The sequence below is a fragment of the Symplocastrum torsivum genome, from assembly GCF_059505465.1.
Map to the genome: position 1 here is coordinate 55,815 of NZ_JCACKQ010000134.1, position 12,363 is coordinate 68,177.

Below are 12,363 nucleotides of genomic sequence, written 5' to 3' on the forward strand. Positions count from 1 at the left end.
AATACAGAGCACGAGAGATATGGATGCTGATGAAATTCGGTCGCGCTATGCAGCCGGGGAAAGAGATTTTCGTGATGCTGACCTAAGTGGGGCTAACCTGAGCGGAGTGAACCTGAGTGAAGCTAATTTGAATGAAGCCAATCTGAGTGAAGCCAATCTGAGTGGAGCCGACCTGATTGTGTCTAGCCTGAGTGATGCCAACTTGAGTGAAGCGGATTTAAGTGAGGCAAATCTGATTGGGGCAAAATTGGGTATTGCCAATCTGGTTAATGCCAACCTAGTCGGTGCAAACTTGAGTGGGGCTGAACTGAGTGGGGCAAACCTGCAAAACTCTAGCTTGAGTGGGGCAAATCTAATCGGTGCCAGCATGATCAGGATTAACCTACGCGATGCCAATTTGAGTGGCGCAAACCTAAGTATCGCCAATATGATTGGGGCTGACTTGAGAGGCGCAAATCTGATTGGAGCTGACTTGAGTGGGGCAAACCTGATTGAAGCTAACTTGACTGGAGCAAACTTAAGTGGCGCGAAGTTGTATCGCTCTAACTTAGCGAATGTCAAGTTTAATCAAGCTGATTTGTCTAATGCGGACTTAACTGATGCAAACTTAGCCAAAACCGACTTGAGTGATGCCAATCTGGATAACACTAACCTAGAAGGAACAATCCTCACTTTGGGTAAAAGTGTGAATCCTAGTCCAGTAAGCTAACTACTGCGCTACAAAGAGCGATCGCACTTCAATCGAATCTAGTAAGCTAACAGATTTGAGATTACTAACTTTTTGGTCAAAGATGCGATCGCCCCTGATCAGGCAAAAATAAAATAAAGTAAATAATTTTAAAAAATTTAAGAAAGCCACCTTCGGCAGTTCAAGCTTTTATTAATCTGACCAATAATAGAACCATGACTAATCCAACTCCCACACCCAATCCAGATACCCAACCCACAAAGAAGGCTCAAACACTACCGGGGCCACTGCAATGCTTGGCTAGTGCTTTGATTTCTAGTGGATTTGCGATCGCATTGTACTTCCTCACATCCTCCATTGCTCAAACCTTTGCGAGAAAGCCTCTTACCTCGACTAATCCAATCGCCCAGAATATCTCAGCGGCTGTTCGTACTTTAGTTGTCGGTGTCAGCACCCTTGCCACGGCTATCTTTGGGATTGTGGCTGTTGGTTTAGTCGCTCTTGCAATCCAAATCACAATTCAACAACTGAGAAATCGTCCATCTCAACCCTAAATCAAGTGCAATAATCTCCACATCTGAGCAAGCTTTAACAAGTGTCAAGGGAGCGAGGGGAGAGTAATGCAAGAAAATCAACGTCAACGAGCCATTACAGCGTTTCAAGATTTCTTGAACACACCCTTAGAAACGCTACTGGAACAACATCAGCACGTTTCTTCCCCAGCATCGGCATTAGCCTTGTTCCACTCTGTTGCAACCACAGTTCCCGCTTACCAAGCCTTCCTGAGAGAACAGGGTATCGAACCAACGTCCATCCAAACTCTAGAGGATTTCCAAAAACTGCCACTAGTCACCAAGGAAAACTACCATAGGCGGCATCCACTAGCAGATTTGTGTCGCAATGGGGAATTAGAAAGCTGTGACATGATTGCCGTTTCCTCCGGTTCAACGGGGAAGCCGACATTTTGGCCACGTTTTTTGGCAGATGAACTCCAGATTGCTACCCGTTTTGAGCAGATATTCCACGATAGTTTTCAGGCTGACACTCGCCGCACGTTAGCGGTAATTTGCTTTACCTTGGGAACCTGGGTAGGTGGGATGTACACGGCGAACTGTTGCCGTTACCTTGCTAGCAAAGGTTATCCAATTAGTGTCATCACGCCAGGTAATAACCAAGAAGAGATATTCCGGGTTGTGCAAGAATTGGGTTCAATGTATGAACAGGTAGTGCTGTTGGGTTACCCGCCTTTCCTCAAAACGGTAATTGATACTGGGATTGCACGGGGAGTGGAGTGGCAGCAGTATCAGATCAAAATGGTGTTTGCTGGAGAGGTTTTTAGTGAAGAATGGCGTAGTCTAGTAGGCGATCGCGTTGGTTCAACTAACCCGTGTTACGATTCCGCCTCACTTTATGGAACGGCAGACGCGGGTGTGTTGGGTAATGAAACGCCTTTGAGCATCTGCATTCGCCGTTTCCTTGCAGACAATCCCGACGCTGCTCGTACTTTATTCGGGGGATCACGCTTGCCGACATTGGTACAGTATGACCCTTTGAGCCGCTTCTTTGAAGTTCACGAGGGGACACTGCTGTTTTCGGGAGACAATGGCATCCCGTTGGTGCGCTATCACATCTCGGATAATGGGGGGCTGATTTCTTACAAGATGATGCTCAAATTCCTTGCAGAATGGGGATTTTATCCACTAGGAGAGTTACAGAAACAGGGTGGACAAGGAATACATTCTCTGCCGTTTGTCTATGTATTTGGACGATCTAACTTTACTGTCTCGTACTTTGGGGCGAATATTTACCCAGAGAATGTTGTTGTTGGATTAGAGCAATCAGAGATTCAAGAATGGGTGACGGGTAAGTTTGTCTTGCAGGTGAAGGAAGATGCAGACAAGAACCGATTTTTATCAATTGTTGTGGAGTTAGCGCCACTTGTGGAGAGTAGTGAGGAGAAACAAAAAGCGATCGCTTCTTCCATACTCTCTCAGTTGCTGCGACTCAATAGCGAGTTTGCTAACTATGTTCCACCACCGTACCAGATGCCACAGGTGACTTTAGCCCCAACAGGTGACTCGGAGTATTTTCCGATTGGTGTCAAACATCGCTATACTCGCCAGTAAATTGTTTGACTGGAAATGTGCGATCGCTTTCGTTTAGTTTTTTCAGTAGCGCTCAGTTGCTCGAAGCTCAGAAACAATTGAAACAGCAGAACAGCGCTTTTTGAGCGATTCTGCTAGGGAATCGTTCAATTTCTTAATGATTGTTCTGAACTTGTCAACTTCTTCCTGGGTTAATTCAAACTCAGCTAAATCAACTTTGGCTTCAGCTTCAACAACTTCTACCGCTGACCGATTTGACAATCTCACAGCAATGAGAAGATTTTCAACTACAGCCAATTTACTTGCAGGTTCCACGATCATGCCTTTTGTACGTGCATTCACTCCTCATCATCTTTCTCACTGAAGGCATTGTCACCTAACCAAAGGCTGACAGGGAAGCGACATGAGTTCTTCGGCATGGTGATTAAGGGACAGTTGATCAAGCTGTTGAACCTTTTTATCTTATTCACTAGGTCAGAAATCTCCTTTAACTTAGGAATCTATTTGCTACTCATTCGGAGGACAAACTATAGCTGAAACCTAAGGTTTGCTAACCGAATGCTTCGCCCTTATCCCAAATTTTGGATTTGGCAGAAACGCTCTAGTCAGAAAAGAACATTAGGGAACTTGTAAACATAACAAGCAATTTCCCGCACCCTTGCTAGAGGAACAGGAAACCCGATTGTACAGTAGCCTTGATTTTGTACCCTTTTCTTTTCGAGCATTGCCAGGTGTTCCAAAACTAACCACCTGAACTTGCCTGGTTCAATGACCAAAATCTCTTGCCCAGGAATGAAAAAAATCCAGAGGTCAGCTTGCGAAGTCAATCCCCAACCAACAATATTGCGATTGTCAACAGATACAATCTCAAAAAACAGGTTTCCAGTTTGCTTGGCTTTTACATCAGTTTTGTACTCAGCCTTTGTGATAGAACCGTCTGGACGAATTAATAAACGGTCAATACCTGCCTTCTGATACTCTGGCGACTCTGAGACATCATCAATTCGATAACCAAGAGCCTGTAGCCAATGGTCTATCACTAACTCTCCTGCTTTTCCGACTTTATATTGAGTGGAGAAGTCGTAATATCCCATTCGTGCAGATCCATTTTCTCTGACATTCCCCACTGAGTCAGGAAAGCTCAAGCTATCTGTACCGTTCAAAGTCATAGAACCTCATATTATTCAATGGTTGACACGGACGAGTGGCATTGCTGAATATGACCTCAATTCGTAAAATCTTGTCGCGAGTCTTACCCAGCTAACGCGAGAATGCGTTTCTGAGGATGACTGACTACTGCATGACTGACTTTTGAGTGATTGTTATTGTGACAACTCAACAAGAGGATGTCAAGGTTACTCTTGATATATTAAGAAACTATCTGCGACTCAATTCTCTAGCTTTAACGCCTGACTGGACGTTGTATGACTGACTGACTAGCTTTAGAGATTAAAATAGAAATTTATCAACTGCTGTGGTGGGAGTATGGCAAAGCGATCGCTTAAAGCATCTGAACAGGGACTTGAGCAACTCAATCAAGCTCTGGTGCGGAATGGGCAGAGCAAAATGGCATTAGCGGAAGAAGTTGGCGTAGCTCGCTCAACTGTTTCACTCCTATTTACAGGTAAATCTATTCAACGTGAGATATTTTCTAAGATTTGCGAAACACTAGGACTGGATTGGCGAGATATTGCACATATTGGTGAAGAGGAAGCCGAATCAGATATCGATGCCTTGGTGCAAGAGGTACGCGAAAAGGTAAAACCCCTTATTCAGGAACGCTGCGGCACGATGCGGGTGCTGGATATGTCCCAGCCAATCGGATTGAATGACATCTACACTGATGTCAACATTCTGGAGAAAATCACTGGACGCAGGCGGCTAGAAATTTCTGAGCTGCTGCAAGGTTTTGACCCAGAATCAGAAGACTTTGACCGCTTTGGATTGAGCAGGGTTACTGAAAAGCGAGTTCCAGGACTAAAGGCTGTAGAGCATTACTCTAAGTTGATGGTTTTGGGTAAGCCAGGGGCAGGAAAAACAACTTTTCTGAAATATCTGGCGATTCGCTGCATCAGTGGTGAGTTTCAAGCAGAGCGAGTGCCAATATTTATTACACTTAAAGATTTTGCTGAAACTCCCGCTCAGCCAGGTTTATTAGAATTCATCACCCAGATGTTTGCTAATTCCGGGGTAACGGATACTCAAATCACTGAAGTGTTAAAGAAAGGGAGAGCATTGCTTTTTCTCGATGGATTGGATGAGGTTAAAGATGAAGATAGCCAGCAGGTTTTGAGGGAGATTAGATATTTTTCTGAACAGTATTACACGAACAATTTTGTTATTACCTGTCGGATAGCAGCACAAGACTATAGATTTGAAAGATTCACTGATGTAGAACTAGCCGATGTAGAAGTTGCCGATTTCGATGATAAACAGATTCAGACGTTTGTAACTAAGTGGTTTAAGGCGAAACAGTTAGATTTAGCTGAACGATTTATGCAACAGCTAAATTTAAATCAGCCAATTAGGGAACTAACCACAAGTCCTCTGCTGCTGACATTGTTGTGTCTAGTATTTGAAGATTCAGGTAATTTCCCTACAAACCGTTCAGAGTTATATCAAGAGGGTATAGCTATTCTATTGAGGAAATGGGATGCTACACGCAGGATTGAGCGAGATCACGTATACAAAAAGTTATCAGTTCATCGCAAGGAGGATTTACTCGGACAAATTGCTTTAAATACTTTTGAGCATGCGGATTACTTCTTTAAGCAGAGAGATGTTGAGCGATATATTGCCGATTACATCCGCAATTTACCTGATGCTCAAACTGACCCAGAAGCCTTACAGCTCGATAGTGAAGTAGTTTTGAAATCTATTGAGGCGCAACATGGGTTACTGGTTGAACGAGCGAGAGGTATTTACTCTTTTTCCCATCTTACATTTCAGGAATATTTTACAGCTAGAGAGATTGTAAACACTTGTAATTTCCACTCATTAGATGATAAACTATTGCACAATTTGGTTAATCACATTACAGAAAAACGTTGGCGGGAAGTCTTTTTGCTAATCGTTGAGTCGTTGCCAAGTGCAGACTGCCTATTGTTGTTAATAAAACAGCAAATTGATGTACTTGTTGCTGATGATAAAAAGTTACAGCAGTTGCTGATGTGGGCAAATCAAAAATCTCTCTCTGTTGAGCTTCCCTACCAGGCAGCAGCCATTCGTGCTTTTTACTTCGCCTTCGCCTTTGACGGATACCCCCGCATCCTAACTACTGGCTATAATCTTACCCGCTTCCTCAACCCAATCCTCTCCCATGCTCTTGACCAAGCCTATGCTCATGACCCCATTTTTGATCTCAACCTCGCTCACGCTCTAGTTCTCGATCTAGCCTTCGCTTACACCTACTTCAAAGCCCTTCGCAGCAATGTTGAGGGCAACAACTTTCATGACTTCTTTTACATTCATACTATTAAGGGCACTCTTTCCAAGATTTGTACTCTCCCCCTCGATCCTAAACTTCAGCAAGTGCTACACCAACTTAAGGAACTAATACCTGACATAAATAGTGATAAGGAAATACTCAAGCAATGGTACGAAGATGAAAGTCAAGCTTGGACTGAGCAATTAAGAGCAATGATGGTTGAGCATCGCAATATTGGACAGGATTGGCAATTCAACGAACAGCACAAGAAATTGCTTCAGCAGTATTACAATGCCAATCTGTTGTTACTGCAATGCCTGAATAGCGATTGTTATGTGAGCCGTGAGGTACGATCGCACATCGAAGACACCTTACTCTTACCCATCGCTGAGATTGAGAAACGGACATACAGAGATTGAGTGCGATCGCATCCTTCCCGAAAAAGCGATCGCTCCGGCTAAAATCCCGTAAGCACACAGATACAATAATCATTGAATAGCTTCAAATAGGTTACATCGTGGCGAGAATCACCCTTGAAGTCCCTGATGAACTCTCCAAACAACTTGAACACATAGGCGATCGCCTTCCAGAATTACTTGCGCTTAGCCTCCAACAGCCAGCACTACCAGCTCACATCTACCGCTACATTCTCAACTTTCTGGCTAGTAAACCTACACCTGAAGAAATTGCTGCTTTCAGCCCTACACCAGAAATGCAAGAACGTTTGCGTATTCTGCTGGCACGAGAACAAGCAGGTGAACTATCCTCTACAGAACGCCTTGAACTGGACGAGTACGAGCAGATTGAGCATCTAGTGATTATGCTCAAAGCTGGTAATTTACCTTACCTATCGAGTACCCCGAACTCGTGAGCTATATTCCTGCTGCACTCCGCCGACTCGTTGAAGAACGAGCCAATTATCAATGTGAGTATTGCTTACATCCTGCAAGTGTTGCCTTTTTCCCCCACGAAGTTGATCATGTCATTGCTCAAAAGCACGGTGGGAAGACTGAGGCTGATAATCTAGCTTTCGCTTGTTGGCGTTGTAACCGCAACAAAGGTACTGATCTTGGTTCATTTGACCCCCAAACTGGAGAATTTAGTTTTCTCTTCAACCCACGAACGCAACAGTGGGCTGAACACTTTAAGCTTGAGGAAAAGACATTAACATTAATAGGCTTAACTATTCAAGGACGAACAACCGTCAACTTACTTAAGTTAAATAGCGATGTACGCATTGCTGAACGACAGCGTTTGCTTTGAACTTTGCTTAAATCATTGCCACTTGCAGATTCTAAAGCGTATTGGACAGATAACAATATCACCCTAAATACATAGTGAAAGAGAATCTACCAAATGCTAGCAACAAGGTGTACAGGATGATTGTACCTTCTTCAAAAAAGTGATCGCATTTCTATCTCATTTACATACTAAATTTCTTTCAATGACTTTGCTTATCTTTTTAAGAAAAAAGACCTACATTTAAACCTTTATTGAAATTCTCCAATTGTAGAGCTAGGTGAATCTAACTGACGTTGTAGTTCAGCTCATTTCCTGCAAGCTTTTTTCTCAACAAATAATCAAACTAAATGCCTATATCCCTCGGCTGACTGGAGGTTTGGCAATATCCCCCTTTAGCACAACGTCAAGCCTAACCTGTTGTTGTTAAGTTAGCAGTAGATAAGAAGACAATTTTAGCGTAAGGGAGTTAAGGATATTATGATGAATACCAACGGACAATTTTTTGACGAGTATAACAACAACGTGGAACCCATTCCACCAGTAGTTCACTCTGATGATTATGTGGAACCTGCTATTACGGTTCAAGCTGAAGACGCTTTAGATGAGGCAGAAGGCGAGGCAGGAGCGGGTAATATTGCGGCTGGAGTAGCCGGAGCAGCAATTGGTAGTGTAATTGGTGGCAGAATCGCTGGTAGAAAAGGTGCAGTTATTGGTGCTGTTGCGGGTGCAGTAGCAGGTGGTTTTGCAGCTAAAGCGACACCCGACGATGCAGGGGAAAAGCTTAAGAACGTTACTGAAAACGCAGCAGAAAAAGTGAAAGATGCGGCTGAACACGCCAAGCCATCACTCGAAAGTGCAGCAGATAAAGTAAAAGATGCCGCGCTCAACACCGCAGACAAGGTTAAAGAGGCTGCTGAAAAGGCTAAGCCTTCAATAGAGAACGCCGCAGACAAAGCAAAAGAAGCAGCTAGCAACACAGCAGATAAGGTTAAAGATACGGCTGAAAATGCTAAACCCTCAATAGAGAATGCTGCCAATAAAGCAAAAGAGGCAGCTAACAACACAGCAGATAAGGTTAAAGATACGGCTGAACAGGTCAAGCCATCGGACAACATTCAAGATGTTCACTCTGCTGATGTAAAAGAGCGAATCGTCATTGAACCAACGGCGGATGTTGTGACTGAACCAAGCTTCGTTGCTGGTACAGGGACTTATCTGGGAAGCGAAGTTGCTCCCATGGATCTTTACGAAGAGGAAGAGATAGTTACACCTGAAGTCGAAAGACAAAACATCTACACTCGTGAACCTGAGCAACGTTTCTAGTAGTTCATCCAGGCAAAAATGCAGGGTTATCTTTAACTTCCAGTAACCTCTGTAGGGGCGCACAGTTGGGCGCCCCTACCCTAATTTTTTGATAGCCCACCTAATCCCCAATCCCCTTCACAACGCGATCGCAGGACGATTGGTACTCCAAGGCTTAGCCGCTTCTATTTGTGCCGCTAGAGCAATGATTGTTGCCTCAGCCGCGGGACGTCCCACAAGTTGAACCCCTACAGGTAAACCATTCGTATCAAAACCAGTAGGAATTGCGATCGCAGGTAATCCCGATGCATTAAAGGGTGGACAGGGCGCAATCCAACTAATAATTTTCTGCAATGTCTCTTCGGGATTCAAATCAGCCCACTCGCCAACGCGAATCGTTGGAAACAGATACGTTGGCAACACCAAAACATCATAGGCTTCAAAGAACATCACAACCCGTCGTGCAACAATCTGCATTTGGGAAACAGCTTGCAGATATTCTCCAGCCGAACCCGATTGCTCAGCAATCCAGCGATTCATCGGGGAGAGTACCTCATTAGGAATCCCCGCCGTTGTCACACCCGCTTGCCAAATCTTGATAAACGGTTCAATTAAACCTGTGAAGTCTGGGCAACCCTGTTCTACGATATGCCCCATGCCTTCCAACTGTTGCACCGTCTCTTGCACGGCTTGCTGGCATACCGTTTGCGCCTCACCAATTGGGGGAAGTGACGTTGTAAAAGCAATCCGCAACTGTCCTGGCGGTTGACGTGCTGCATCGATAAAGGAGTTCTCTGGTGCAAGCACCCAGTAAGGGTCACCTGTAACATAACCCGACATCACATCCAGCAGTGCCGCAGCATCGGCAACAGTACGAGCAATTGGGCCATTCGTGGAAATGCCACTTTGATAATCACCCACAGGTGCCCAAGTCACCCGACCCCGTGAGGGCTTAATCCCTACCAATCCACAGCAGAACGCTGGCCCCCGAATCGAACCCCCAGCATCAGAACCTTGGGCAATGGGAGACAACCCAGCCGCTACCGCCGCTGCTGCACCACCACTCGACCCCCCAGCCGTATAGTCCAGATTCCAAGGATTGCGAGTTGGTGGAAACCCAGGTGCCTCACTGTAAGGCAATGAACCCAGTTCTGAGGTTGAAGTTTTACCGAGAATCGTAAACCCTGCCCGCTTAATTCGCATCACCACCCCATCATCGTAGGTAGCGATTTTATCCTTCAAAACGTTCACACCATAAGTGCAGCGAATCCCTTCAACGGCGTTGAGGTCTTTAATCGCAATTGGTACACCAAAAAATGGTGGCAAGTCTGAATTACTCTTGCTCAGTTGCTCAGTCTTAGCTTTTGCATCAGCGATCGCTTGCTCAGCTGCTACGGTGAAATAGCTACCTAGCTTGGAATCTAGGCGTTGAATGCGCTCCAGATAAAGCTCTACTAACTCCAATGGTGACACTTCGCCTTGACGGATGAGCTGTGCTTGTTCTAAGGCTGAAGCAAACGCTAAATCAATTTTATTCATGATTTTCTGAGTTGGAGAAAACAGCTACGGCTGACTAGGACTAGATAGAGATTTGCTATGTGCAAATGCTTAGAGGTCATATTCTAAACAAGGCACCCGCCAACTAGTCGAGTGCCTTCAACAGCGTTGCAGTTTCCAGTGATTGTGACACTTGTCAAGCGATCGCTCAACCTTCAAAAGTGCGAAATGATAGATTGGGAATCTCTAAAGCCCAGCAATAGTCTACTATCTCAAAAAATCTCCAGTAGCCGGAACCCTTGTTTTATCAATCGTAACCCTCGAACCATTTGGATAATAGTAAGTTGTGGAACCATCCCCATTTCTTATAGTCACGTTCGGGAAAACCACTTCACCTTGTGGCGTGGTAATCGAACCGGATGATCTAACACGCGAACCGTAGGGATAAGAACGGTTAGTGCCATACCGATTTTGCACACCTGGATTTATTCGCTCAATCGGGTCGTTTAAGAGAGTCCGATTCGGGTTTGGATTGGTTCTATTGAAGGGTTCATTCTGGGAATAAGCAGGCAAGGCGATTAAAGTACTAAAGCCCAGTATCCCTAGCCAACCTGTCAGGATTCTGATGTAAGCCAGCATATTGATTAAACAACTTATGTCTAGATCTCTAGCCTAATTTCGTCAGCATTAAGAAACACCACTCCATTGGGTGAGCTACCGGAAACTTTCCTATTTAGAGCCATAGTAGGGTGCGTCACGACGCACCCTACTACAACTAAGATTTGTTCTTTGTTGTTAGGTGTTTTTATTTTTTACAACGTATTAACAAAATCCAATAAATGATGAGCTAACTGTAACTTGCTACAAGGTGAAATCTCTACTTGGCGTCCTTGGTTATCGAGAAAGATCGCTTGATTGGTATCACTGCCAAAACCTGCATCTGGTTGGTCAATGGGATTAGCCGCGATCGCATCTAGCTTCTTCTGTTTCAACTTCTGCAATGCTGGCTTGACAATATCACCAGTTTGTGCAGCAAACCCAATCAAACGTTGATGGCGCTGCTTGCTTTGTCCCAACTCTGCCACAATATCCGGCACAGGTTCTAAGGGTAAGGACGTCGGGAGTAATTTCTTCGGTAACTTCTCGGTAGCGTATTCTGCTGGTTTTACATCTGCCACCGCTGCCGCCATTACAATCAAATCAGCCTCTGGAAAGCATCCAAGCATCGCCTGTTGCATTTGGGCAGCACTCACCACGGGAATGGCTCGAACCCCCTCTGGGACTTCCCAAGTAGCTGGTGCGTGAACTAGCGTTACATTGGCTCCCCGATGCATCGCTGCTTGTGCCAAAGCCAGCCCCATTTTGCCCGTAGAGGGATTACCAATAAAGCGTACAGGATCGAGATGTTCTCGCGTTCCTCCTGTACTGATTAGGACTCGCTTACCCACTAAATCTCGCTTACCGCCCGTGTGCAACAATGATTCAACCGCTGCCAGAATCTCGGCGGGTTCTGCCATGCGTCCCGAACCAACGCGATCGCACGCTAATAGTCCTGCTCCAGGCCCAACACTGTGATATCTTTGCTCACTCAACAATTGTTGCCAATTTCGCTGCACTGATAGCTGTTCCCACATTTGGGTATTCATCGCTGGTGCTAGCAGTATCGGGCATTCAGAAGCTAACACTGTATTCGTCAGCAAGTTATCCGCCAAACCGTGTGCTAGCTTTCCCAAGGTGTTAGCCGTTAGCGGTGCAATGACAAAGACTTCCGCCCATTCCCCCAACTCAATATGCACAGGGCGATCATGAATCGGTTGCCAAAATCCCTCATCGGTATACGCTGGATGACGTGAGAGCGTTGTTACCGTTAGGGGAGTAATAAACTCTTGAGAGGCTTCGGTAAGAATTGCCCTAACCTTTGCTCCTGCCTTAAACAAAGTAGAAACAACCTCACAAACTTTATAGGCGGCGATGCCGCCGCCTACACCAATTAAAACTCGTCTACCACGAAGTATCTGCATAGATATTAGTAGGAGTAAAGAGCTAAGCGATATTGGCTGCAAGAGGCAAGACTTCAATCGCTAATCTGTCATGAGGTTCTC

General features: G+C 45.1%; 12 protein-coding genes. 7 read left to right on the forward strand and 5 right to left on the reverse strand.

Features of this window, described 5'->3' with window-relative positions; translation table 11 throughout:
• The first annotated feature begins 19 nt into the window (after positions 1-19).
• The 3 genes from AC5JL3_RS34795 (at position 20) to AC5JL3_RS34805 (ending at position 2,814) form a co-directional block, all read left to right on the forward strand.
• Complete coding sequence (locus AC5JL3_RS34795) at positions 20-709, forward strand: pentapeptide repeat-containing protein (RefSeq protein ID WP_496078806.1); 690 nt, start codon at positions 20-22, stop codon at positions 707-709.
• 194 nt (positions 710-903) lie between these two features.
• Positions 904-1,242, forward strand: coding sequence for a DUF3082 domain-containing protein (locus AC5JL3_RS34800; protein WP_496078807.1), 339 nt, complete (start codon positions 904-906; stop codon positions 1,240-1,242).
• A 66-nt stretch (positions 1,243-1,308) separates the two neighbouring features.
• A complete protein-coding gene (locus tag AC5JL3_RS34805; RefSeq protein WP_496078808.1) occupies positions 1,309-2,814 on the forward strand; it encodes a phenylacetate--CoA ligase family protein in 1,506 nt (501 codons plus the stop codon).
• Positions 2,815-2,856: 42 nt separating this feature from the next.
• Here AC5JL3_RS34805 and AC5JL3_RS34810 read toward each other — a convergent pair whose 3' ends face one another.
• Both AC5JL3_RS34810 and AC5JL3_RS34815 read right to left on the reverse strand, forming a co-directional pair.
• The gene (locus tag AC5JL3_RS34810; RefSeq protein ID WP_192221679.1) at positions 2,857-3,108 is read right to left on the reverse strand and encodes a hypothetical protein; all 252 of its coding nucleotides are present in this window, start codon (positions 3,106-3,108) and stop codon (positions 2,857-2,859) included.
• Between the two features lie 290 nt (positions 3,109-3,398).
• The gene (locus tag AC5JL3_RS34815; RefSeq protein WP_496078809.1) at positions 3,399-3,962 is read right to left on the reverse strand and encodes a hypothetical protein; all 564 of its coding nucleotides are present in this window, start codon (positions 3,960-3,962) and stop codon (positions 3,399-3,401) included.
• Positions 3,963-4,278: 316 nt separating this feature from the next.
• On the opposite strand from AC5JL3_RS34815, the gene AC5JL3_RS34820 reads away from it, so the two are divergent.
• The 4 genes from AC5JL3_RS34820 (at position 4,279) to AC5JL3_RS34835 (ending at position 8,785) form a co-directional block, all read left to right on the forward strand.
• Positions 4,279-6,639, forward strand: a complete 2,361-nt coding sequence (locus AC5JL3_RS34820; RefSeq protein ID WP_496078810.1) for an NACHT domain-containing protein — start codon at positions 4,279-4,281, stop codon at positions 6,637-6,639.
• A gap of 98 nt (positions 6,640-6,737) precedes the next feature.
• Entirely contained in the window at positions 6,738-7,091 is a 354-nt protein-coding gene (locus AC5JL3_RS34825) for a hypothetical protein (protein WP_496078811.1), read from the forward strand.
• Positions 7,088-7,483 carry an HNH endonuclease gene (locus tag AC5JL3_RS34830; RefSeq protein ID WP_496078812.1) on the forward strand — a complete coding sequence of 132 codons (396 nt, stop codon included), beginning with the start codon at positions 7,088-7,090 and terminating at the stop codon, positions 7,481-7,483. Before AC5JL3_RS34825 ends, AC5JL3_RS34830 begins: the two co-directional genes overlap by 4 nt.
• 456 nt (positions 7,484-7,939) lie before the next feature.
• Positions 7,940-8,785, forward strand: coding sequence for a hypothetical protein (locus tag AC5JL3_RS34835; RefSeq protein WP_496078813.1), 846 nt, complete (start codon positions 7,940-7,942; stop codon positions 8,783-8,785).
• Positions 8,786-8,902: 117 nt separating this feature from the next.
• On the opposite strand, the gene AC5JL3_RS34840 is transcribed toward AC5JL3_RS34835, so the two are convergent.
• The 3 genes from AC5JL3_RS34840 to coaBC all read right to left on the reverse strand — a co-directional run bounded on the left by AC5JL3_RS34840 (position 8,903) and on the right by coaBC (position 12,282).
• Complete coding sequence (locus AC5JL3_RS34840; RefSeq protein ID WP_496078814.1) at positions 8,903-10,303, reverse strand: amidase; 1,401 nt, start codon at positions 10,301-10,303, stop codon at positions 8,903-8,905.
• 225 nt (positions 10,304-10,528) lie between these two features.
• Positions 10,529-10,900, reverse strand: a complete 372-nt coding sequence (locus tag AC5JL3_RS34845) for a hypothetical protein (protein WP_496078815.1) — start codon at positions 10,898-10,900, stop codon at positions 10,529-10,531.
• A gap of 173 nt (positions 10,901-11,073) precedes the next feature.
• Positions 11,074-12,282, reverse strand: coding sequence for a bifunctional phosphopantothenoylcysteine decarboxylase/phosphopantothenate--cysteine ligase CoaBC (gene coaBC / locus AC5JL3_RS34850; protein ID WP_496078816.1), 1,209 nt, complete (start codon positions 12,280-12,282; stop codon positions 11,074-11,076).
• Positions 12,283-12,363 lie beyond the last annotated feature (81 nt).